The organism is Bacillus sp. 522_BSPC, from assembly GCF_001076885.1.
GTDB classification, from domain to species: Bacteria; Bacillota; Bacilli; order Bacillales; family Cytobacillaceae; genus Niallia; species Niallia hominis.
Map to the genome: position 1 here is coordinate 1 of NZ_JVDT01000185.1, position 24693 is coordinate 24693.

A 24693-nucleotide genomic window follows, 5' to 3' on the forward strand; every position below is an offset into this window, starting at 1 on the left:
CGCAGGAGGTCGCGGGTTCGAGTCCCGTCCGGACCGCCATTTTTTCTTCCTATGCATTTACATATTTTATATACATTTATCTTATACATAATGAAGACAAGTAAATAACGACCTTTGCTTAAATGTTAGAGCTAAGCATTTGTCACCATAGTTTGGCTCAGTAGCTCAGTCGGTAGAGCAAAGGACTGAAAATCCTTGTGTCGGCGGTTCGATTCCGTCCTGAGCCACCTTGATTTTGTATTCACAACGAATGTTCGTTGTTTTTTTTATGCCCAAATTATTTCCCTGTAAATAAACCGCGAAAGATCCTTTCTATTACAAATCTCTGCATAACATGATAATAATACAACAATTTCATTACAATATAATAGCAAAACATTATTTCCTTTAAATATATGCTAAAGTAAATGTATATGCCTTCTTCATAATAATCTTTATATATAAAGTGAATTACTAGCAGGGAGGGGAATTATTTTACTGTCTAGTGAAGAATAAGTAGAGGCTATAATAGATAAAAAAAGGACAAGGAAATCCATTCTAGGAAAGGATTTCCTTGTCAAAATTAAGGGAAAATGAAACTCATATATATAGACGATTATCTAGTATAAAAGGTTTCAATAATTTAGCTATCTTCATTTGTATTTTTTTCTTATAGTAAAATGAGGCTCTTTCTATTGCTATACTATGAATTGAGGGCATATACAATAGCCTAAAAAGGATGTTTCGATAATGAATGATGCAGGGAGATTTCCCATGCATTGGAATGAAGTAGAATAATCGGAAATGGTAACCCTCTCTTATAGAGGGATTTTTTAATCCTCAATGGATGAAAGATTCAGTGGGCTTATAGAGAAAGCTTCACTGTCTTTTTTATTTGTGGCTATTTAGAGGATAAAGCAATGATGAGAAAGTAGTCATCAAGCGATCTAAACAAAGAGGATAAAGCTAACGTATCACTAAACTTATAATAGAAAAAAAGTGATTATATAAATTTAAAATGGTAAAGTAGACAGTAGAAGTAAACAATAAAAGTATGGAAGTTACGATAGATAAACTTTGATAGAAGGAGAATACCTGAATGAATAAAAAGATTTTAGTTGTAGATGATGAAAAACCAATTGCAGATATTCTGCAATTTAATTTAAAGAAAGAAGGCTTCGAAGTGTATTGTGCTTATGATGGCAATGAAGCCCTAGAGAAAGTGGAAGAAATCCAGCCAGATTTAGTATTGCTTGATATTATGCTTCCGCAAAGAGATGGCATGGAAGTATGTCGTGAAGTCAGAAAGAAATATGAAATGCCCATCATTATGTTAACGGCAAAGGATTCAGAAATAGATAAGGTTTTAGGGCTAGAATTAGGTGCAGATGACTATGTGACAAAGCCTTTTAGTACAAGAGAGTTAATTGCACGTGTAAAAGCAAATCTTAGACGACATCAGCAAGTTTCATCTGCTGCAGAAGAAGAAAAAGAAACGAATGAAATTGAAGTTGGTTCCCTTATTATTCATCCAGATGCTTACATCGTTTCAAAAAGAGGCGAAATGATCGAGCTAACGCATCGTGAGTTTGAATTACTTTATTATTTAGCAAAACATATAGGACAAGTTATGACTAGAGAGCACTTGCTTCAAACAGTATGGGGCTATGACTACTATGGTGATGTACGAACAGTCGATGTAACGGTAAGAAGATTAAGAGAAAAGATTGAAGATAATCCTAGTCATCCGACTTGGATCGTGACAAGAAGAGGCGTTGGCTACTATTTAAGAAATCCTGAGCAGGAGTAAATTTATTAATGAAAAAAGTAAGTTTTTTTCGTTCTATTCATTTGAAGCTTGTATTAGTTATTGTTTTGCTTATTCTTATTTCTATTCAAATAATTGGGGTTTATTTTGTAAAAACCCTACAAACAACGCTATTAGACAGTTTTAAAATATCGATTCAAGAGAAAGTAAATATTTTATCTATCTATTTAGAAGAGCAGCTCGTAAAGGAACGATTTGTTGAAAACGGTGATTCAACATTAGAGGAAGATATCAAAAGAATTTTAAGTGATAATAATTCATCTGATATTAAAGAAATCAGAGTTGTTAATAGTAATGGCATTATCGTTGGAACCTCTGATCCGGAAAACCAACATTTGGTCGGCCAGAAAATGGTTGATGTTTCGGTAAGGAGAGTTCTCTCAAACTCCTCTCAACCGGATAATCCAATTAAGCAGAAAAACGGTGAGAAAATCTATGAGCTGATTACGCCTATAAAAACAAATGGGGATGAAATAGTCGGAGCCATTTATTTAGAGGGCAAGATTGAGAATGTCTATAAACAAATTGATAAGATCAATCAAATCTTTCAAAAAGGAACGATTATCACTTTATTTGTAACGGCAATATTAGGAGTCTTATTAGCAAGAACGATTACAAAGCCTATTTCAGATATGCAAAAGCATGCCTTTGCTTTATCGAAGGGGAATTTCTCCAGAAAGGTTAAAGTATATGGTTTTGATGAGATTGGACAATTAGCAATCACGTTTAATAATTTAACAAAGAAGCTTCAAGAATCACAGGCAACAACAGAAAGTGAGCGGCGAAAATTATCATCTGTTTTAGCCTATATGACAGATGGAGTAATTGCAACAGATCGAAAAGGGCGAATTATTCTTATAAATGAGCCAGCTGCAAAGATGCTAGATGTTTCACGTGAAACAGTACTCTCGGAGCCAATTATTAATCTCCTTGATCTTAATGGGAAATATACATTTGAGGAGCTATTGGAGGAAAGAGAATCGGTTATTTTGGATTATAGTACTCATTATGAGCCATATATTTTACGGGCTAATTTTTCGGTTATACAAAAAGAGACAGGGTTTGTTAATGGTTTGATTACGGTCCTCCATGATATTACGGAGCAGGAAAAAATTGATATGGAAAGAAAAGAATTTGTAGCGAATGTTTCCCATGAATTGCGTACCCCGTTAACTACGATGCGCAGTTATGTAGAAGCTTTATATGATGGAGCTTGGAAAGATGAAGAATTGGCTCCAAAATTCTTAAATGTCACCCAAAATGAGACCGAGAGAATGATACGCTTAGTAAATGACTTATTGCAGCTTTCTAAATTAGATAGCCGTGATTATCAGTTAAATAAAGAACTTGTTGATTTTATCGTTTTTTATAATCGAATTATTGACCGTTTTGAATTGACGAAACAACAAAATGTTAGCTTCATAAGAAAATTGCCAAAGAAAGCAGCATTTGTTGAAATTGATGAAGATAAATTAACACAAGTACTAGATAATATAATTTCCAATGCAATGAAGTACTCTCCTGAAGGTGGAAACATTACCTTCTCCATTAAGGAACAGGAACAGCAAATAATCGTAAGTGTATCAGATAATGGTGTTGGTATACCGAAAGAAAATATTGATAAAATATTTGATCGTTTCTATCGTGTTGATAAAGCGAGAACACGAAAGCTCGGTGGAACTGGACTTGGCCTTGCAATCGCAAAAGAAATGGTAGAAGCACATGGGGGAAGAATTTGGGCATCCAGTAAAGAAGGCAAAGGAACAAAAATATCTTTCACCCTACCGTATATTCAATCTGAAGAGGATGATTGGGGATGAAATATGAGAGTGTAAAAAGCGGTATTTTAATCTTTCTCGTAGCTTTAAGTGTGTTATTATATTATCTCCTTTGGACAGATCAGGGTGGGGAATTTGATTCAATTGGTAGTGGGTCAACTACTGCTCTGGAGGAATTAGGAGAAACAAAGGAAGTAAGTGAAGTTGTAAAGCCAGACGGAATTTACCAACACATAGATGGGAATCATTATGGTACAATTTCAAGGGAAGAAATAGATTCTATTATCCAGAAGCTTAAAGAATTTGAGTATGGAGATTTTCGTAATATAACTTCAAAAGTAGAAAGTGTAGCAAGCTTTTTAGAAGAGCAGGATAATAGTTTGGAAATAAGATTTCCAGGACAAGTTCCTTTTCGAATTTACAAAGATATTTTAAGAGTAGATCAGGATAATTCCTTTGATTTTGATACGATTTTGTTTTCATATAAGGATGGAAAGGTTTATTTTCTGTCTAAAGAAACGGGGAAAGTATATGAAACATCGGTACGATCGAAATATGTTGAGGAACTGAATCAATTTAAAGATAGTGTCTTTAAGGAAAAAACAGTGTATTCTACCTATTTTTCGTATAAACCAAATGATCAGTATTTAATTTACTTACCTAGTGAGAAAAGGGAAGTCAATAAATACAAATATTTTACGAGACAAATCGAATCTATTCGATTGAAAAGAGCATTATTTACTAATCCTAGTATCGCCCAAAAAGAAATTTTAACAAATTGGGAAGAGTATACAGACGATTCGGGTTTACTTAGAATATATAAAGATACCCATATTGTCAGCTTCTTTAAACCTTCTGGCATTTCGAACGAAACGATTCAGAAGCATATCATTAATAATAGTATCGATCTAATCAATCAGAGAGGTGGCTGGATTAATGACTATTTATATGTGGGACGAGATGAAGACAGAAAGATAACCTTTCGTTTATACAACACAAATGGAATGCCTGTGTTTAATTTGAAAACAGAACTATCTGATATTCGTTTGTTCTGGGAAAATAATAAGGCGAAGCGCCTTTTAACTAGTAATTTAATTATTATTAATACAACTACTCCGTTTGATTTTTCAAAAGAGACGGTTTCATCAGGAGAAGAGGTTTTACAATATCTCCAAAATAATAAAAAGTTAAAGACAGAAAAACTCCAGAATATTGTGATGGGATATGATATGCAGGTCGATTCGCAAAATATCGTTTCCTTAGAACCAACCTGGTTTTACCAATATGATAATAAATGGTATACCTTATATTCGGAAGGAACAGGAGGCAACTTAGATGGACTGGAGTAAGATAAAGACCATATTTATTATTGCCTTCTTAATATTGGATGTATATCTAATTTATGAATATATAAAGATTAAAGAATACCAACGGGCGGATGACTATACAACAGAGCCAACGACCAATACGCTTTCACGGTTAGGAATTAAATATGATAAAGAAAAGCTTCCAGTCAATAACCAAAAGGATCAATATTTATCAGCGAAGTCGAAGAAATTCACGGATGATGAGATCAAAAAGATGGAAAAAGGGCTATTAAGTGGTCAAGAAATTACCGTAAGAGATAGCATATATCTTCAAGCAGTGTTAGTGGAGCCAATTAGTATTAAAGAAGATTTTGACCCAGAGGAGTTAACTGAATTTCTGTTTAATCAAGTGCTTAACGGTTCAGAGTATCGCTTTTGGGAAAAGAGTGGGAATACCATTACGTATTATCAACAGCATGCTGGAAAGACATTATATCGAAATCCAAAGGGTGAAATTACCTTTAATGTAAATGAAGAGAACAAAATCGTTTCCTATAACCAGACGTATTTGGAAAAAATTCAAGAAATGGATGAAAAAGAAAACATTATTCAGCCGTTGGATGTTATTCTGAACTTATTTACAAATAACTTCATAGAAAGTGATTCGTATGTAAGCTATGTAGAATTAGGCTATTATACACAGCTTGATACATCTGCACAATTGCTTGCTCCAACTTGGAAAGTAACAGTGGATGAAGAAGACTTTTATGTAAATGCTTTGGACGGGGCAGTTATTCAACCAGAAACAGAGGAAATGAAATTGGAGTGAGAGAAAAATGCGGTTTAGTGTTCTCGCAAGTGGCAGTACAGGAAATGCCATCTTTGTTGAAACAGAAGATCATTCCTTTTTAGTTGATGCTGGATTAAGCGGAAAGCAAATGGAAGGCTTATTTCAAGGCATTGAACGGAAAATGAGTGATTTAAAAGGGATATTAGTGACACATGAGCATAGTGACCATATTAAAGGGGTAGGAATTGTTGCAAGAAAATATAAATTACCTATCTATGCAAATGAAAAAACGTGGAAAGCAATGGATCCCTTAATCGGCGAAATTCCCACAGAGCAGAAATTTCAATTTGATATGGAAACCGTTAAGACATTTGGCAATTTATCCATTGAATCCTTTGGCGTATCCCATGATGCGGCAGAGCCAATGTTTTATGTATTCCATGAAGGAGAGAAAAAGCTCGTACTAATCACAGATACAGGTTATGTTAGTGATCGAATGAAAGGAATCATTTCCAATGCAGATTCCTATGTGTTTGAAAGCAACCATGATGTGCAGATGCTGAGGATGGGAAAATATCCATGGAATATTAAAAGACGTATTTTAAGCGATGTAGGGCATGTCTGTAATGAAGATGCAGCAATTGCAATGAGCGAGGTAATTGGAGATCGCACAAAGCATATTTATCTTGCTCACCTAAGCTTAGATAATAATATGAAGGATTTAGCCAGAATGTCAGTTGGACAGACATTGGAAAGCCGTGGAGTCGGGTTAGGGGAACAGGTTACTTTATTTGATACAGATCCTAGAATACCGACAAAAATGATGGCAATATAAGTGGATAAAAAAAGCGGATACTTGGTTATTCGCTTTTTTTTATGGAAAAATGGAAGTATGCTATCAACGCTTTTGGGTATCATATGGTGAAAACATCTCTAAGTAGTTCGTTTGTTTTTTTAAAAAAAAGGAAAAATAATAAAGAATATGTTAGAAAAGTATTTAGATAATGTCTGTAGAAAGGAATGAAGCTTGTGGAATATGATTATGGTAATCGGGGAGATGGACCAAAGAGAGGCTCAAGAAAGGGATATTTCTTCTCTGGATTTATTGGTGCAATTATTGGTGCAGTACTTGTTTTATTAATTAGCCCACGGTTAACAGATTTAGCGATTCTTCCGAATAAGGAAGAAAGCGGGAGTGTGATAAGCAATTCGGAAGGGGTAAAAACGCAGAATGTCTCATTGAATGTCGAAACAGATGTCACAAAGGCAGTTGATAAAGCAGCTGATTCAGTTGTTGGAATTACCAATCTGCAGTCCTCTAATTTCTGGGCAGATGAAACGACGGCAGAAGAGGCTGGTACAGGTTCAGGTGTTATATATAAAAAAAGTGATGGCAAGGCATATATTGTCACAAATAATCATGTCGTGCAAGGTGCGACAGAGCTAGAGGTTACTTTATCAAACGGAAAGAAAATTAGTGCGGAACTAATTGGTGCTGATATTTGGACAGATTTAGCAGTAGTCGAAGTAGATGCAAGCGAAATAACAAAGATAGCGGAATTTGGTAATTCAGATACGCTGAAAGCAGGTGAACCTGTCATTGCAATTGGTAATCCATTAGGGTTAACCTTTTCTGGATCGGTTACACAAGGAATTGTTTCCGGATTAGAAAGAACGATTCCAGTTGATATTAATGAGGACGGGACACCAGATTGGCAATCAGAGGTTATTCAAACAGATACTGCTATTAACCCAGGAAATAGTGGTGGAGCCCTTGTTAATATTGAAGGTCAACTTATCGGTATCAATAGTATGAAAATTGCCGAATCTGCTGTAGAAGGGATTGGGCTTGCGATACCAATTAATTCAGCGATACCAATTATTGAAGATTTAGAAGAACATGGAGAAGTACAAAGACCCTACATGGGAGTTGAGTTGCAATCTGTTAGCGATATTCCGGGCTACTATCAGCAGGAAGCATTAAAGTTACCAGAGGATGTCACTACAGGTGTAGCAATTAAAGATGTTTCACCAAATTCACCAGCTCAAAAAGCAGGATTAAAAGAGCTAGATGTTATTGTGGAACTAGATGGCAAAGAAATAGTGGACTTAATTGATTTAAGAAAGCATTTATATAATGAAAAGAAAATTGGCGATTCCATGGAAGTAAAATATTATCGCAATGGAAAGTTAGAAACAGCAGAGCTAACGTTATCGGAAGATCAAATGTAAAAAAGAAAAGTAGAGCAAAACTGACAAAAGTTTTGCTCTACTTTTTTATTAAAAGAGAATTAAAAGAGAATAAGGAGAAATATTTTTTTCCAAAAATAATGAAGTTGTTTGTGGATAAGGTCTTATCGTGAAAAGTAAATGAATTTTGTTAGAGTGGTTGCAGTTTTTGGGTAGAATGATAAGATGGAATGTGGATAACTAATAATTGGATTAGAAAAAATGATTATCCACAATTATTTTTAGAAAAATGAAAAAAGCAATCGCTAAAAGGAGAAGGAAAAATGATTTATAGTTGTGCTGAACACGTTGATATAGCAATAGATTCTGTAGTAAATGAGTTTGAAACATTTCCGATTTTGGAACAAATTTCAGATAAAGAAAAGTTATCAACAACCTGTGAATATTGTAAAAATAACGCCATATATATGGTGGCGAACAAGTGATTCCATACTATATGTGGATTAAAAATGTGGATATGTGGATAACTTATGTGGATATCTTGTTTGTAAAGTGAGGAAAGCATGTGAATATCTCAATTGTTACAGTTGGAAAATTAAAAGAAAAATACTTAAAGCTTGGAATCGAAGAATATACAAAAAGACTTTCAAGCTATTCTAAAATAGAAATCATTGAAGTTCCAGACGAAAAAGCACCAGAAATCTTAAGTGATGCAGAAATGCTGCAAGTAAAGAAAAAAGAAGGCGAACGAATCCTTGCCAAAGTCCCAGCTGATGCACATGTTATCGCACTAGCTATAGAAGGTAAGCAAAAGTCTTCAGAGGAGCTAGCCGATACCATTGATAAGCTAGGGACATATGGAAAAAGCAAGGTTACTTTTATTATTGGTGGATCTTTGGGGCTTAGTGATGAGGTGCTAAAGAGAGCAGATGATAAGCTTTCGTTTAGTAGGATGACGTTTCCTCATCAGTTGATGCGGTTGATTTTGGTGGAGCAGGTTTATCGGGCTTTTCGGATTAATAGGGGTGAACCGTATCATAAATAAGGGTAAAAGGTTAAGGGAAGCAAGTGCCTCCCTATACATATCTTCCTTAGATATTTGGCTAATTATGGAGTGATCAATCGGTGCAATGCAGTTGATGTGATCCATACTATTCAGGAGAACACTTGCACTGCCTTGTAACGCCTCAATGGTAAAGTCAAACATCAGATTAATTTGTGTAATTTGTCTCCCTTCCTTGAAGGATACTCTTTCCTTGGTTATTTGGATATCCTTAACAAAAAGAGCGAGCAGTTCTTTTTTCTCTGCAGCGTCTGCTCGCTCTAATATGGAGTCAAGGTTCTTTAGAAGCTGTTTGAGTGCGTCTGCATCGACAGGGTCTTTGCTGACATTTAGAAGCTGTTTTTTGACATGTTCAATACGTTCTTCTATGTTAAGGAGGAAATCCTTCTGCTCCTTCATTTTCTTTTTGTAGATGTCTCGTAGTTCTGGATCATCCATTAGTAGAGAGACGAGATTATCCAGTTGCTTTTCTGTCTTTTGCTTACTTGATACAAGTCGATTTAGTTCTTCTTGAAGTGGACGTTCAGCATCAGAACGTTCTTCGTTCATCTTTTCAACTAATCGTTCAATGAAATAAGGGAGAGTTACGACACGGTTCAGCTCGTCAAGGACATATTTTTCTGCCTTATCTGCATTAATGGAGTGAGCTTGGCAAACCGTCCGTCCTTTATTTTTATATTGACCACATTGATACATTCGATAGACCTTCCCATTTTCGCCTTTTGACTTTGCAGCAACCATTCCATATCCGCAGCTTGGGCATCTAAGCAGTCTACCTAAGAAGTATGGTTTAGCAGATTGTGCGGGTCTGCGTGAGCGTTTTTGTAATTTCTCCTGGACTTGATTCCATTATGATGCCTCTATGATTGGGGTATGTGTACCATCTACCAGTACAGGATCCGGATTCTTTCCTTGTCGTCGTCTTTCTGACCAATTCTCATGCTGATTAAAACGAATCTTCCCAATATACATGGGATTATTTAAAATTGTTTTAACAGAAATAGTCGAGAATTCCTTATTCTTTTTTGTTTTAATACCACGTTTATTTAAGTCATACGCTATCTTCTTAAAACCATATCCTTTGTCTGCGAGGTTAAATATATCCTGCACAACTGCAGCCTCTTCCTCATTGACCACAAGCTCTTTATCAATAACATTGTATCCAAATACAATACCTCCATTCCACTTACCTTGCTTCGCTCGTTGATTCATGCCCATTTTGACACGATCAATAATAGTTGATCGTTCCATTTCGGATATTGAGCTAAGTACGGTATAGAACATCTTGCCTCCCGGAGTAGATGTATCAATACTTTCGGAGTAACTCATAAGCTGAACGTTATGACGTTCTAATGTCTCAATGATCTCAAGAGAATCCCTTGTTTTACGAGCAAGTCGGTCAAGTTTGTAAGTAATCACTGCATCAAACTTGGTGTCTTTAGCATCTCTTAATAATCTTAGCATTTGGGGTCTGCCCTCAATACTTTTTCCACTGCGACCTTCATCAATATACTCATCGATGATTTGTATATTACGATGCTTCGCATAATCTCGAAGCAGTTGTTTCTGTGCTTCAATACTGTAACCTTCTGATGCTTGCTCTTCTGTACTTACGCGGGCGTAAATGACTCCTGTTAACATGTAAATCCTCCTTAAAATAGAAAAGACACTTATGCCTCTTCCTTTTTAGCTTCTTTTTCAACAGACTTTACGAGTACTGAGACAAACTGGTTTATAAATGCATCCCGTTTGTGTTCTTCCTGTTCAAGTGTTTCAACTAGATTATGTATCTGTATATCTTTCATTGACTTTCTCCTTTATTAAGAGCTGTATTCGTTATTTTTCATCTGACAGTAAAGAGAGTAGTTCCTCAGCTGATAGAGATTTCTCAATTCCATCTAATAAGTCACTTGCTTCAACAAATGGATGTAAAGCATTTTCCTTATTAAAAGCTTCATTTTTTAACTTAGATGTCTCAAATATAAGTCTGGATGTGAGATGAAATATATCATTATGTGAAATATCTTCTTTTAAACGAACATGAAGCAAAGGAGTAACAGATTGCTTATCATAGCAGTGGTACAGTAAAAGGCCTTTTGTGTCATTAAAAGCAAAGTAATCCTCTACGTCATCCTCATGACTTTGATCCTTATCATTTTCCGTATCATCATCTTCCAGGAAAAAATCCTCATCATCTATATAAGTAATATCAGGTTTACCAATAGAAAATAAGTTCTCTTCTCCTTGATAGAATTCATCGGTAACTGAATCAAGTGGTACTCTATACTCCCTCGTTAGCTTGTGGACTAGAAGAAATGAAGGGTTTTTAGAATCACCTCTTTCAATTGCTGAGATAGACTGAGGAGTAACTCCAAGACGAGATCCAAGAGAAGTTATTGTGTAATCAGATCCTTGATATTGCACCATATGTTGTCTAAAAAAACGGAGTCTACCACCTAAATTAGAGTCCTTTAAGTATTGAAAATCGTAAGAACTAATATAAATTCCGGACATGCAATTACCTCCTATGAGATTATTTCTTGCTTCTAGGATAGCATTGTAGTAATATAAATGCAAATATAATTTAATGTTATCCATTATATTTTAAATGAGGAGGGGTAGTATGAGTATTCAGCTATCTAAAAATACATTTTTTGTCGATCGTACAGTCTTCGGTACTACATTTCCTGAATTAAAAGGTGACCGACTAAGAATCTATCTGCTCATGTGCAGAGTAGTTGGAACAAACCCCAATGGTTCCTTCTTTATGAGCTTAGATTCAACTGCTAAGGAAGTTAACATCTCTATGAAACTCACTAGAAATGCCATTGAGTGGCTTTGTAGGAATTTCTTTATTAAAAAAGTCGGAAGCCGATGCCAAGTTAATGTTTATAAAGTAATGGTTGTCCCCGATTATCACTTGCCTACTGACACGTATTATTCAAACGAGCAGATTCAACGAGATCGGGTTACAATGAAAAGCACTCAAAATGGTTACTGTGAGTTTCCAATTGAGGTAATGCAAGGATCTATCTTAAGAAATCAGACTAAATGGACAGACAGGAGGGTCAAGCTTTTAGGACAACTTTACCTTTATCACTGGATTGATATATACGGTGGTGTTGATCCAGAGGCTGCTCATTTTAAAAACAATACGATGCATATAAGTGAACTCCTTACCTATACATTAGGTTGTCACACAAATGATATTAAACATATCGTCAAGTGGCTCCAAAGAGAAGGTTATTTAACTAGAGTTAAAACCGTATATAGAGAAAATCAAAATTCTTGTCATAAAGAATTACAATTTATTGGTGATGCAATAAAGACTAATCAGCAACCTGGTGATTTTCTTATAGATGTAATTAGACTCACCTGTATCCCCGACTTAAAACTGAACGATGCACAAAACAGGACAGGAGGAAAGCTTGCAGTATGAAACAGGCAAACCCGTTACACCCACCAGAGTTAAAGATAAAAGAAAATCAAGCGGGAATGATTATGCAGTTAATACACGAGCCAAAAACACTAGAAAGGCCGTCTACAAATGATAAATTGATCCAATATCATTCCATGATGTATTTTCAACAGTTAATAATGAAAAAGGCACGTGCAGCACTTAGAGCAAAATCCCTCTCTATATTCAAAAATGACATAGCAGTAGAAATAGAAATTGTATCTGTTCAGTCACCTAATTCACTCAAACTAGAGTTAGTCTTGAAGTCGATCTTCGATGCATTAAATAAAAGCGTAATAACAGATGATCATTTAATATCAAACGCTCAAGTATGGCTATATAGCGGGCAGAAGCGCTATCCTAAAACTAAAATTCATGTAAGAGTTGAAGATTTAGCTACTAGGGACTACTTTCACTTTTCTTGTGAGATACCTGCTATTGAGAAAAGAGAAGCAGTTACATATAACATTGCTTCGACCATGCATCGCCACGCCTCGAGTGCAGCGGAGATAAAATTGATCGAGCAAGCTTTTTCTAATCTGCAAACGGGCTCTACCAAACAACATGAAATATGTCATATGCTCTTCCTGACAAGCGATCCTAAAAAGGATGTCGATAATATGCTTCTCATGTATATAGATGTATTACGTAGACAAGGCTACTTGAGTCGTGCTGATAACATCGGAATTGGCATGTACAAAAGACATGTAGACAAGAGTGATGAGCGGGTACATATTAACCTTGTATCCAAGTGAAATGCGTATAGAAAGAACCTATATGTACCAAGTGATAAAAGAAGATTTTACACTGTACATTGGGCAAGGAATGACAGAGTGTGTATAGATCAAAAATGAGCTATTGTTTTGAAGGTAAGTAAAAAAATCTTTCAATTCAATGTTACAATTTCGATGTGTAAGGGATTAATACATAGTAAAACAGTATTTTGAACAACTAGATTTATTTGTATTGCAAAGGTTATTTACAAGGAAACCTGTTATATCAACGTTTAGGCATGGTTTAATGGTGGGGTTAACAGAGAAAAACGCCACTATCTTTAAAGTTAGCCCATTAAGCAAAAGATAAGAGACAGCAACAATCACTGTCTCTATCTGATATATCTTATAAATATCCTTTTTCCTTTAAGGATACATATGACTGGGCACCTACGATGATATGATCTAAGACATCAATTCCAAGAATTTTCCCAGCCTCACTTAACCTTTTAGTTACTTCGATATCTTCACGACTAGGATCCGGCTGGCCTGATGGATGGTTATGTGCGACGATGGCACTTGCGCAGCTGCGACGGATTAAGTGTTTAAATGTTTCGCGCGGATGTACAATGGATGCATTCAATGATCCAATAAAGACAGTCTCTTTGAAGATGATCTCATTTTTTGTATTTAATCCTAGAACCACAAAATGCTCTTGGCTAAGGTACTTCATTTCATTAAGGTAATTATAAGCATCTTCAGGTGAGCGAATGGTAAAACGGCTTTCAACAGGACATGGATTCATACGTGCGAGCTTTAACGCAGATAAGATTTGTTTAGCTTTTACTTTGCCGATACCATCGATTTGTAGTAACTCCTCCTCTGTAACATCAAGTAATTCCTGAATAGAAGGATACCTAGTGAAGATTTCGTTTACGACATAGCCATCTTCCTTTTCACGAATAGTTGAGGCCAGCAATAGTTTAAAAGTAACTTTATCAAATATGTTGTTCATTATATGTTCCTCCAATTAGTTTAGTAGAAATAAAAAAGGAGAGACGATGATCGTCCCTCCAATTGAGTGAATGCTTTTGATGCGATATACTGTTGTTAAGAATTCTAGTTGTAGATGAGTTCATTGGCGGATGAATTCATCTATTTTTGTGCAATAAAAAAGCCCATCGACTGCAGATGCAATCCATGAGCTTCATTTATTATATTGTTGCTTATCCAATTCTTTTAGCTCCTTAGAGACATCCTTTAACTGAAGTAAGTCTTGAATGAAACTAGATGCCTGCTTTTTTGTTAGTTTTGTGCTGTGATCGACTTGGTACATCATCTGCATCATCTCTTTTGCAACTTCGGGACGCATATTGAGTTCAGCGACGATGCGGAAAATTGTCTGTAACTGGTACTTTGTTGCTAGTTCGTCACCTCCTTTAATTGATAGTTGTTTTGGAAAATCTTCGATGTCTTGTGTGAAGATACCACTAGAACGAGTTGCTGATAATACTGCATCAATCAATGCCCGTTTCTTTGCCATCTTCAAAACGGTGTTGACGATGGTAAATGGATTCTGCTGTTGGAAGGCAGCTTCTTTGCTATTGCATGATCCAAGTCCTTCAGCCTCGATAATGCCATTATCCTTTCGTATAAGTGTCATCTTTACTTCATAAGCAAATATACCAGTATTCCATTGTTCGATGCGGTTGACCACGTCAACGGACTTTGAAAACCCAAAAACATCACAAAGTTTTTCAGCACCCGGCTTTAACAATGTTGGCTTAGAGAATCCATCTACCATACCATAGTCAATTCCTTTTACCATTACATCGTCAACGAATGTTTGAAGTTCCTCAATACGACGTTTCGATTCTGAAGAGGAAACAACGACGTTAGGTAATGAAGATCCATTAGAGCTGTTACTACTAGAGAATGGCACGATGTTACTTATTGTTGAATGTTTATCTGTCTTCATATGATTTTCACCTCCTTTCAATGAATTAGGATCTTTTTTGAATTAAATCCGCCAATTTTACTAAACCTTCCGATGTTTTATGAATAAGTAATTTGCCTGATTGATGACTAAGCTGATTTCCTTTGCTAATAGTTTTGTTAGAAATCAATGTTGCCTTCGATACCATACTGTGTGCTGATTGAATTAATTTATCGAGATTGTGGATCACATTTAACAAAATGTCTTCACCTTTAGTTTCCATCGTAGCTGCAGCATCCTTTAATGCATTACCTATACGATCGTTCAATGAATCGTGAGTATTGAGTTCATCCTCATTCAGAGATTCAATTTCTTCTATAGCTATTTGGAGCTTACTTCTACTAACAAGTAAATGAGATAGCTTTACATAATCATTAGCCTCAATTGCACCAGCTACATCTTCTGAGATAGAAGCATGTTTGTTTAATAGAATCTCGTGAATTTCTTTAAGCTCGAGAAAGGATTCACTTTTCTCCGTAAATAATCCTAATTTGAGTTGCTGCTCTTGCCATACATTTTCCTTCATAAGAGATTTCCTCCTAATTAATGTTTTTGTAAAAGATAACTCCTATTATTTGTTGAAGTAGTGATAACCCTTTAAGGTCAGCTTTAGTAGTAAGCCTTCTGATTTGCTTCTCTTAAGGAGAATTAAGTCAGCATCTTCAAGTTTTAGAAGATTTACTTTTTGGATGTCGTACTTTGCTAGAAACCTAGCGGGAACCCATTTGTTTAGTTCCTTTGCCTTTAATAGAATTTTTACTAATGACTGATTCATCTCATTATCCTCCTTTCGTATACGCTCCTCTCACCACGCATGTCGTCTCTGTAAAACAAAAAACCGCCGTCTATCTCAATGGATAAACAACGGTTCATATAAAAGGGGTGGGGCATGAAACGGGTGGGTACCCCCTTACATAGATAAAACGTGGAGCTGCAAGAAATTTTTGTATATTTTTCCATCCCTATTGAGTTACTAAAGTACTAGAGATAAAATAAAGATAAAGTATAAAAAAAGTAAGAGTATTGAGGTGGCTTCCGTGGAAGTTAAACTATTTCAGAAAACACAGAGAGATTTAGCAGGATCGATTAATTTTGTGATAGATAAATATTGGAATGACGAGATAGACGAAACGAAAATGATTGAATTGATTCAAAAGTTGTATATAACTAATACGCGCAAATTTGTTAAAAATGGTAAGTATACAACCATTATTCGTCAACAATGTGGAAAGAGAAGACTTGAAGTCGTTGATCAAGTTCTTAATCAAACTAACGTCATTTAAGAAGGTAAGGTGAAGGAATATATATGGAATATTCCGCAGGATTTACGAAGGAAAAATGGTCTGAAAATGAGATTGAAGTTGTTTTAAAGCTCATGTCACAAGGAAAAGTAAAAAAAGAAATATTAGATGAAGTAATGGAGCAAAATTCATTTCAGTTAAGGAGTCCAGTAAGTATTAAAAATCGCTTTAATATGGTCTACAATCGAGCAGCTGTCTTTGACGATGTAATGAAGAAACACTTTTTAAACGCAAGCGACTATGATCGGAAGGCAATGACATTATACTCATTTTTAAAAGTATATCGAATACCATTAGAGTTTTACTTAGAAGTTCTTGTATTTAAGTATGAACAGCAGGAGCCTTTATACAGTAATGACTTTCACTATTTCTTTGAAGGGAAAGCTAATGTAAGTGAAAAAGTCAGTCGTTGGAGACCCGAAACCATCAAGCGACTTGTTAGTTCATTGGTATTGTTTTTCAGGGATTCAAAGATGATTGATAAGATTGAACCAACAAAGTACCAAGTTAAACCGATATATATGAGTCAGTCATTAAAAACATATGCTGAGAGGAATGCCCCTCTATTATATTCTTTTACAATTCTAGAAAAGGTGAATGAAGAATGAAATCGACGTATGAACGATTAGAACAAATGGAAAAGCGGATTCAACAAGATAGCTTTACAAATCCAAGAGGGATTGGAAGTGACATTCCTCATTTTGTCTTAGACTATCCTCCTGAAGATGAATTACAAGTTCGTGTATACATAAAGAACATGTTGAAACGAGCCAAAATGGAAATCAAAGAAGTAAATTTATTTGAATTTCTCCTTTCATTTTTTGATGAAGATGAGTTGGAAGAACTATTTGAAATGGAAGAAGAGGAAGGATTACAAGGTTTGATTGATGTATTCGAACCGATATTAAATGAAAGCAATACAATGATCCAACAATTTAAAGACATAACAGAAAATGCGGATCTTATTTTTATTACTGGGGTTGGTTCAGCGCATCCATTTTTGCGGTCGAGTCAATTACTAAAAGCCATCTCTAGTAAAGGTTATAAAAAACCAATCATATTATTCTATCCGGGTGAATTTACAGGATTACGATTAAAACTATTTGGCATTCTTGACTATGAAGATGACTATCAATTATCACGTATTTCCTAGGGGGTAGGGACATGAAAATTAAAGATTTATTTTTAAAAGATATATTCCGTCCAATTAATAACGTTGTTCAAGCTGAACAAATGGATGAAAAAACAATTGAAAATGAATTGGATGAGTATGTATTAACAGAAGAAAGCGAACATTACTTAGAACGTTTTTATCGTAATTATCTTGCCGTTTATAATCAGCCATCAACTAAAGTTGGGGTTTGGATATCGGGTTTCTTTGGATCCGGAAAGTCTCACTTTTTAAAAATCTTATCTTATTTGTTACATAACCAAACGATTTCAGGTAGAACACCTGCAGATTACTTCAAAGATAAAACAAAGAATCCAGAGTTGCTTAAAATGATGGAAGAAGTATCTGCAAAAAGAACAGATGCCTTGTTATTTAATATTGATTCAAGATCAACATCCTCTTCTAAAGATGCAGAGAAAGAACGTATAATTGAAGTTTTCTTACGAGTGTTTAATAATCATTTAGGATATTCAGATACATTGTGGGTTGCTGAAATGGAACGTCAATTAGATGATGACGGAAATTATGAATCCTTTAAGCAAGCCATTTACGACCAACAAGGAAAGCCATGGGAAGAATTTCGATTAAAAATATTATTACGTAAGAGAAAGGTTATACAAGCACTTGAATCGGTCGGCTATGATCAAGATACAGCAGAGACGTTCTTTGACATGAGTAGAGAATGGTTCTCTATTGACGCACAGCGAGTAGCTGAATTAGTAGCAGATTATTGTAAAAAACAAGGCCCGGATTATCGAATTGTATTTCTTGCAGATGAAGTAGGACAGTATATCGGTAATAATACGAGTTTAATGCTTAACTTGCAAACGATAACGGAAAAACTCGGTGACTTATGTCAAGGTCAAGCATGGGTAATTGTAACATCACAAGAAAAACTAGAAGCAACTGTTTCAGATCTTGATAGTACGAAAGACTTTTCAAAAATCCAAGGACGATTTGAAACAAAAATCAATTTATCCAGTGCGAATACAGATGAAGTTATCAAAAAACGTTTGTTAGAAAAAGAAGACGTTGGTGCAGATACATTAAAAACGATTCATGATCAAGAAGGAAAATTAATTCATAATCGTTTAGCGTTTGATAAGCAAAATACACAATTACGTTCAGGGTATCGTTCAATAGATGAATTTGTATCATTTTATCCTTTTGTTCCTTATCAAATAGAGTTATTACAAAAGATCTTCACGAAAATCCGTAATTTAGGAGAAGGTGGACAGCACACTTCACGTGGTGAACGTTCATTACTAAAAGCATTTCAGGAAGCAGCACAATTAAATGCTGAGGAACCTATCGATAATATGGTAACCATGGCGGAATTTTATCCTTCTATACGTGATTATTTAGAATCATCAATCACCAGTACAATTACAAGAGCTCAGGATCGAGCGAGAAATAATGAAGGTTTAGAAGAATATGACGTGAAGGTTTTGCAAGTGCTTTATCTAATCAAAGGGATTGATGATATAAAATCCACACCTAGTAATATTGCAACCCTTATGGTTGAAACAGTTTATGATGAACGCCAACCTTTAGAGTATCGCATAAAAGAATCCTTGAACCGACTTCAAATGGCAATGTTCATTGAACAACATGCAGATGGGTCATACTCATTCTTATCAGATGAAGAACAAGAAATTAATCGTGAAATACGTGTAGAAGAATATAATACAGCTTCTGTTAAAGAACGGTTAGGTAACCTCTTTTTCAATGTGATGTATCGTCATACCAAGTATGAATACAAGTATAAAGAGCAAACCAAACACTTTGATTACAATAAACGATTTGATAATTACGTGAAAGGTCAGATGAATCATGAATTAACGATGCAAGTGTTCTCTGAAGGCATGACAGATTCAGAAGCAGCGTTACAAGCTAACTCTGGTCATTTAATTATTCTTTTAGACAAAGACCTTGTCGCTGAAGCAGAAAGTGCTTTAGCCTATATTCAACAAGTGGATAGCTATGTACGTCGCAAACAGTCAAGCACGACTAGCCAGCAGCAGAAGAGAATCTTTGATGCAAAAATTGCTGAAGTTGATGAATATGCAGATAAGGCAGAAGAATTATTAAACAAAGCGTGTGAGAAAGCAGAATTTTATATCCAAGGTCAACGTCGTGATTTTAATGGGGCTTTTGAAAGTAAAGTTAACCAAGCTATGGATATGCTAATTCGCAACACATATACAAAATTTCATTATATTGAGGAGCCTATTTCATTTAAAAATAGTAAAAATGAGTGGATGCAAGTTGCGGAGAATCTAGGTCAACAAAGCTTATTTAGTGACTTAAACAAAAATGCAATTGATGAAGTCAAGCACTTTGTAGAGGAACTTGAACGTTCCCATGACCAAAGAACATTAAAACAAGTTGTACAAAAATATAAGGCTGTTCCATATGGGTGGGAGGAACAAGATACCATTGGTATTCTAATGGGATTAATGAATGCTGGAAAAGTTCGTTTCACTTATGCGGGTGAAGCCTTTAACCCTAACTCTAATCAATTCTATGACCGACTAGAAAAGATTTCAGAACGTGATCGTATTGTTGTTTTACCAATCGTTGAAATGGATTATCAAGTGAAACAAGAGCTTATTGCACTAGTCCGTGATTTCTTTTCGAATACACAAACATATGACACGTATGACGCTTATGAAGAAGTTATACGCGAAAAGATTGACGAAGAATTTGTACAACCGATTGAAAAGATTCGAGGGAGAAGACGTCAACAGGATTCAACAAGTGAGTATCCGTACCCAGGTGAAAGTGATATACGAACAATTGTAAATGGTACTCAAAAATTACTAACTATCCGTGATCCCGAACAATTCTGTCGTATGTTTATTCAATATGAAGATGATATAGAAAACTGGTATGACATTTTAGAGATACTCCAAGGATTCTATGAGGGAAATCCTATCGTTAAATTTGACGAAGCGGTTCAAGCTCTGAAAGACCATAAGCAAGACTTAGAAATCATCCATAATGAAGAATTAGAAGAAACAGCTCAACGAATGAAACACATTTTACTACAGGAAGAACCAACAAAAGAAATTAGTCAATTACCTAAGTTGATAGATGTTCTGAAGAATCTAATTCAGGAAGAAACCAATAAACAAAAACAGGCGGTAATGGTTCAATCGGAAAAAGCATTGAAGCAACTTGAAAACTTAATAGATCAATATCGTCAAAATGAAAGCATTTTAGAATATATTCAATCACAAAAAAATCAAGCCACTCAGCTTTATGAAAAAATTAAGAAGAGTGAACGTATATCAAGCGCTCGAATCAATCAACAACAGCTTAGTGAGTTAGTTGAAGCAACAAAAGTAAAATCACGTCAGATGTTCAATGATTTAATAGATGACACAGATAAAGTGAAGAGGCAACCGAAGAAAATTACAGAGCAAGAATTGTATACCTCTTTCTTTAGTCAGTTAGATACAATTGAGTCCGAAGAAGACTTAGAACGTGCTATTGAATCCTTGAAGAAAAGTCTATTAAAAGAATTACAAACACACTATTTCGTAAAATCATAAAATCATGGGGTAGATGAACAATCTGCTCCTCTACATATAGGGGTGAAACAATGAATAAGGCGGAATTAAAGAAATTTGCTGTAGAAGCTAGACGTGACTTAATTGATAAAGTTTCATTAAAAGCAGAACAATATGGTATTACCAAGGATAATCAAGAATTAAAGATTGAAGAAAACTATGGACAATTATTTGTGAACGAACAGCCTTATCTGATAGAAAGAAAACATGCCTTTCAAACGTTACAACAACGCTTAAGTATTGTGGGTTATGAACAGCTTGTTGAGGAAGTTGCATATACATGGTTTAACCGAATTATTGCTATTCGTTATATGGAAGTGAACAATTATTTACCCGATCGAGTAAATGTATTATCGAGTAGTACAGGTAAAAACGAGCCAGATATTTTACTTCAATATGAAACGATGAACCTTGATGTGGATCATCGACAAATAAATGAATGGATACAAAAAGGTGAGAGTGAACAAGCTTATCGTACATTATTTGTTGCTCAATGCAATAGCCTGAATAAACTATTACCTTTCTTATTTGAAAAAATTGATGATTTTACAGAACTATTATTACCAGACTATTTATTAGATCAGGAATCTATTATACGTAAAATTGTAAATGATTTATCTGATGAAAACTTTTTCCAGCTTAATGAAGATGGTTCTCGCTCAGATAATGTTGAAGTATTGGGTTGGCTTTATCAATACTACATGTCTGAAAAGAAGGAGCAGGTTGGTGGACTAAGAAACAATGCTGTTAAGAAAGAAGATCTTCCTGTTGTCACACAGTTATTTACACCAAAGTGGATTGTCCAATATATGGTACAAAACTCTTTAGGAAAACTATATGACGAAAAATATGAAGACAACCAATTGTCTCAAAAGTGGAAGTATTATTTAAAACATGAAGAAAATCACCATTTGTACCCTGAGTTCGAATCATTAGAGGATTTGAAAATTATGGATCCAGCATGTGGATCTGGTCATATCCTTATATACGCTTTTGAAATGTTATATGACATGTATGAAGAAGCGGGATATCCATCAAGAGAAATTCCACAGTTAATCTTAGAAAAAAACTTGTATGGACTAGATATTGATAAACGAGCTCAACAAATTGCGAACTTTGCATTGCTGATGAAGGCTGCCGAAAAACAACCACGTTTTATCTCAAGATTAAGTCGAAAAGGTCAAAGTCCCAAGCTAAATGTTTATGAAATTGTAGATGCTGATCAATCTTTATCAGATGAAGCTATTGATTATTTTGCTGAAAATGAGACCGATAAAGATTTAATCAATGAATTACTAAATCAATTTGAGAATGGAAAACAATTTGGTTCGTTGATAGATCCAATCGAAATTCCTTATGAAGAATGGATTAATCGAATATATGGTCTAGAGAATCAAAAAAATGATTTGATTGATGAAGCCAATTTAAATGAATTAAAAGAAAAACTATTACCTGTGTTAGAACAAGCATTATTAATGTTTCAAAAAAATGATGTGATTGTAACAAATCCTCCATATCATAACAAATATAATTCTGTGCTAAAGCAGTTTATGAATAGAGAGTTTGCTGATTACAAGTCTGACCTATATTCTGCCTTTATTTTTAGATCAGTACAAATGACAAAAGTAAATGGATATTCAGCTTTAATGACTCCTTACACATGGATGTTTATATCAACTCATGAAAAATTAAGAAGTTTTCTTTTAAATAATTCAATTATTTCTAGCCTAGTTCAATTAGAATACTCTGCGTTTGAAGAAGCAACAGTTCCAATTTGTTCCTTTGTAATACACAATCAAATAGAAAATAGCGTTGGAGAGTATGTTAAATTATCAAATTTTAAAGGGCCAGAAATACAGCCAATAAAAGTTAAAGAAGCAGCATTAAATAGACATGTAGAATTTAGATATCAGAGAAAATCGAATTCTTTTATAGATATTCCAAGTGCACCTATAGCATTTTGGGTTACTGAAAAAATTCTTCAATTATTTAGAAGCGGTTTAACGCTTCATCAAAAGACAATATCGGATGGTCAAACAAAGACTGGGAATAATGATAAATTTTTACGTTACGTTTGGGAAGTAAATAAATTAAAAGTTAACAAAAAGTGGGTTATACATGTAAAAGGTGGCCCCTTTAGAAGATGGTCAGGTAATGTAGAGTGGTTAATTGATTGGAGTAAAGAAGCTAGAGATCATTATAGGAAAGATAAAGTAGCTAGAATAATTCCAGAATATTTATGGTATAAACCGGGTATCTGTTGGACAATGATAGGGTCTACTTCATCTAAGGGTTTTAGATATGTAAAGGAAGGTTATACATTTAATTTAGCTGCTCCTACATTATTTTTTAATAATGATGATGAACTTTTTTATACTTTGGGTTTGTTAAATACAAAAGTGGCTGAAAATATTATAAATCTAATTAATGGAACTTTGAATTTAAATGTACAAGATGTAAGGAATATTCCTCTGATTATAGATGATGATTATAAGGATGTTGTAAATATAGTTAAAAGTAATATAGAAATATCGGATAAAGATTGGAACTCTTTCGAAACATCATGGGATTTTACTAAGCATCCATTTTTAGTAGGTTTGGTAAAAGATCCAAGTTTGCTTTTTAAATCTTTTGCGAATTGGCAAAAAGAAACTGAAAATCGCTTTTATAATTTAAAAGAAAATGAAGAAAAATTAAATAATTTCTTTATTGGTCTGTATGGTTTGCAAGAAGAATTAACAAATGGAATAGAGAACGAAAAGGTTACTGTTTCAATAGCTGATCGCGAAAGAGAATCCAAATCTTTTTTATCTTACTTCATTGGTTGTGTCATGGGGCGTTATTCTTTAGATGTTGAAGGTCTTGTTTATGCAGGTGGTAAGTTTGACGAATCTATATATAAGACATTTAAGCCCAATAAGGACGAACTCATTCAAATTACTGATGAACATTATTTTGATAATGATATTATTGTGCGTTTACGTGAGTTTTTATCTATAGCATTTAGTCCAGAGACTGTAGATGAAAATATGCAATGGTTAGCAGAATCGTTAACAATGAAGAAAAATGAGTCGCCGGAAGAGCGGTTACGCCGTTATTTCTTAGATGAGTTTTTCAACGATCACTGTAAAACGTATCAAAAGCGACCAGTTTATTGGTTAGTGGACTCCGGAAAACAAAAAGGGTTACGTACACTTATTTATATGCATCGTTATCAACCTGATACGATGGCAACAATTCGTTTTGAACATTTACAAGAGATTCAATCTAAATATCAAAATGAAATTGATATGATTGATACACGTTTAGCTAATCCAAGTTTGTCGCCAGCTGATAAGCGTAGTCTTGAGAAATCAAAAGCAGTATATCAGAAAAAAATAGAGGAACTACAAGAATTTGATAAGAAATTAGCTACTTATGCTAATGAACAAATTGCTATTGATTTAGATGAAGGTGTCAAAGTAAACTATGCCGAGTTTAATGATGTCCTAGCAAAGATCAAGTAAGCGAAAGAGGGGATATTCTCCTCTTTCGCTTTACATAAA

At 34.7% G+C, this 24693-nt stretch carries 22 protein-coding genes, 1 tRNA gene and 1 pseudogene; 16 read left to right on the top strand and 8 right to left on the bottom strand.

The genetic code is table 11. The annotated features are described in order from the left end of the window. The first annotated feature begins 154 nt into the window (after positions 1-154). The 9 genes from ADJ83_RS15595 (at position 155) to rlmH (ending at position 8917) form a co-directional block, all read left to right on the top strand. Positions 155-227 (top strand) — tRNA-Phe (locus ADJ83_RS15595). Positions 228-1078: 851 nt separating this feature from the next. Then, positions 1079-1789, top strand: a complete 711-nt coding sequence (yycF, locus tag ADJ83_RS15600) for a response regulator YycF (RefSeq protein ID WP_048718265.1) — start codon at positions 1079-1081, stop codon at positions 1787-1789. Positions 1790-1797: 8 nt separating this feature from the next. After that, complete coding sequence (gene walK, locus ADJ83_RS15605; RefSeq protein WP_048718267.1) at positions 1798-3627, top strand: cell wall metabolism sensor histidine kinase WalK; 1830 nt, start codon at positions 1798-1800, stop codon at positions 3625-3627. Beyond that, on the top strand, positions 3624-4934 hold the full coding sequence (locus ADJ83_RS15610; RefSeq protein WP_048718269.1) for a YycH family regulatory protein: 1311 nt from the start codon (positions 3624-3626) through the stop codon (positions 4932-4934). The genes walK and ADJ83_RS15610 overlap by 4 nt, the downstream gene beginning before the upstream one ends. Beyond that, positions 4921-5721, top strand: a complete 801-nt coding sequence (locus tag ADJ83_RS15615) for a two-component system regulatory protein YycI (RefSeq protein ID WP_031535564.1) — start codon at positions 4921-4923, stop codon at positions 5719-5721. Before ADJ83_RS15610 ends, ADJ83_RS15615 begins: the two co-directional genes overlap by 14 nt. Positions 5722-5728: 7 nt before the next feature. Continuing rightward, positions 5729-6517, top strand: coding sequence for an MBL fold metallo-hydrolase (locus tag ADJ83_RS15620; protein ID WP_031535561.1), 789 nt, complete (start codon positions 5729-5731; stop codon positions 6515-6517). Between the two features lie 185 nt (positions 6518-6702). Further along, complete coding sequence (locus tag ADJ83_RS15625; RefSeq protein WP_048718271.1) at positions 6703-7914, top strand: S1C family serine protease; 1212 nt, start codon at positions 6703-6705, stop codon at positions 7912-7914. Between the two features lie 281 nt (positions 7915-8195). After that, complete coding sequence (locus tag ADJ83_RS24605; RefSeq protein WP_065429117.1) at positions 8196-8357, top strand: CxxH/CxxC protein; 162 nt, start codon at positions 8196-8198, stop codon at positions 8355-8357. 80 nt (positions 8358-8437) lie between these two features. Beyond that, a complete protein-coding gene (rlmH, locus tag ADJ83_RS24990) occupies positions 8438-8917 on the top strand; it encodes a 23S rRNA (pseudouridine(1915)-N(3))-methyltransferase RlmH (protein WP_082169280.1) in 480 nt (159 codons plus the stop codon). Between the two features lie 624 nt (positions 8918-9541). On the opposite strand, the pseudogene ADJ83_RS26575 reads toward rlmH, so the two are convergent. The 4 genes and pseudogenes from ADJ83_RS26575 to ADJ83_RS15640 all read right to left on the bottom strand — a co-directional run. Continuing rightward, a pseudogene (locus ADJ83_RS26575) lies at positions 9542-9706 on the bottom strand (zinc ribbon domain-containing protein); the annotation flags it as partial. Between the two features lie 78 nt (positions 9707-9784). Then, complete coding sequence (locus tag ADJ83_RS15635; protein WP_048718275.1) at positions 9785-10576, bottom strand: recombinase family protein; 792 nt, start codon at positions 10574-10576, stop codon at positions 9785-9787. 29 nt (positions 10577-10605) lie between these two features. Beyond that, entirely contained in the window at positions 10606-10740 is a 135-nt protein-coding gene (locus tag ADJ83_RS26580) for a hypothetical protein (RefSeq protein WP_275044151.1), read from the bottom strand. Between the two features lie 31 nt (positions 10741-10771). Next, positions 10772-11449 carry a helix-turn-helix domain-containing protein gene (locus ADJ83_RS15640; protein ID WP_048718276.1) on the bottom strand — a complete coding sequence of 226 codons (678 nt, stop codon included), beginning with the start codon at positions 11447-11449 and terminating at the stop codon, positions 10772-10774. A 109-nt stretch (positions 11450-11558) separates the two neighbouring features. On the opposite strand from ADJ83_RS15640, the gene ADJ83_RS15645 reads away from it, so the two are divergent. Continuing rightward, positions 11559-12374 carry a hypothetical protein gene (locus tag ADJ83_RS15645; RefSeq protein ID WP_048718278.1) on the top strand — a complete coding sequence of 272 codons (816 nt, stop codon included), beginning with the start codon at positions 11559-11561 and terminating at the stop codon, positions 12372-12374. Further along, the gene (locus ADJ83_RS15650) at positions 12371-13147 is read left to right on the top strand and encodes a hypothetical protein (RefSeq protein ID WP_048718280.1); all 777 of its coding nucleotides are present in this window, start codon (positions 12371-12373) and stop codon (positions 13145-13147) included. Before ADJ83_RS15645 ends, ADJ83_RS15650 begins: the two co-directional genes overlap by 4 nt. 364 nt (positions 13148-13511) lie before the next feature. Here ADJ83_RS15650 and radC read toward each other — a convergent pair whose 3' ends face one another. The 4 genes from radC to ADJ83_RS15670 all read right to left on the bottom strand — a co-directional run bounded on the left by radC (position 13512) and on the right by ADJ83_RS15670 (position 15876). Continuing rightward, the gene (gene radC, locus ADJ83_RS15655) at positions 13512-14120 is read right to left on the bottom strand and encodes a RadC family protein (protein WP_152910834.1); all 609 of its coding nucleotides are present in this window, start codon (positions 14118-14120) and stop codon (positions 13512-13514) included. Positions 14121-14312: 192 nt separating this feature from the next. Beyond that, positions 14313-15083, bottom strand: coding sequence for a hypothetical protein (locus ADJ83_RS15660; RefSeq protein ID WP_048718283.1), 771 nt, complete (start codon positions 15081-15083; stop codon positions 14313-14315). A 25-nt stretch (positions 15084-15108) separates the two neighbouring features. Next, on the bottom strand, positions 15109-15627 hold the full coding sequence (locus ADJ83_RS15665) for a hypothetical protein (protein ID WP_048718284.1): 519 nt from the start codon (positions 15625-15627) through the stop codon (positions 15109-15111). Between the two features lie 45 nt (positions 15628-15672). Then, on the bottom strand, positions 15673-15876 hold the full coding sequence (locus tag ADJ83_RS15670) for a hypothetical protein (protein ID WP_048718285.1): 204 nt from the start codon (positions 15874-15876) through the stop codon (positions 15673-15675). Between the two features lie 262 nt (positions 15877-16138). Between ADJ83_RS15670 and ADJ83_RS15675 the strand changes: the two genes are divergently transcribed. Genes ADJ83_RS15675 through pglX form a run of 5 tightly spaced genes read left to right on the top strand, consistent with a single transcriptional unit; the run spans position 16139 to position 24654 of the window. Beyond that, positions 16139-16384 carry a TIGR04540 family protein gene (locus tag ADJ83_RS15675; RefSeq protein ID WP_048718287.1) on the top strand — a complete coding sequence of 82 codons (246 nt, stop codon included), beginning with the start codon at positions 16139-16141 and terminating at the stop codon, positions 16382-16384. A 23-nt stretch (positions 16385-16407) separates the two neighbouring features. After that, complete coding sequence (locus ADJ83_RS15680) at positions 16408-17010, top strand: DUF1819 family protein (protein WP_048718289.1); 603 nt, start codon at positions 16408-16410, stop codon at positions 17008-17010. Further along, positions 17007-17555 (top strand): BREX protein BrxB domain-containing protein, encoded by a 549-nt coding sequence (locus ADJ83_RS15685; RefSeq protein WP_048718291.1) that lies wholly within the window; start codon positions 17007-17009, stop codon positions 17553-17555. The genes ADJ83_RS15680 and ADJ83_RS15685 overlap by 4 nt, the downstream gene beginning before the upstream one ends. Positions 17556-17566: 11 nt before the next feature. After that, the gene (gene brxC, locus ADJ83_RS15690; RefSeq protein ID WP_048718293.1) at positions 17567-21130 is read left to right on the top strand and encodes a BREX system P-loop protein BrxC; all 3564 of its coding nucleotides are present in this window, start codon (positions 17567-17569) and stop codon (positions 21128-21130) included. A 50-nt stretch (positions 21131-21180) separates the two neighbouring features. Continuing rightward, positions 21181-24654 carry a BREX-1 system adenine-specific DNA-methyltransferase PglX gene (pglX, locus tag ADJ83_RS15695; RefSeq protein WP_048718295.1) on the top strand — a complete coding sequence of 1158 codons (3474 nt, stop codon included), beginning with the start codon at positions 21181-21183 and terminating at the stop codon, positions 24652-24654. Positions 24655-24693 lie beyond the last annotated feature (39 nt).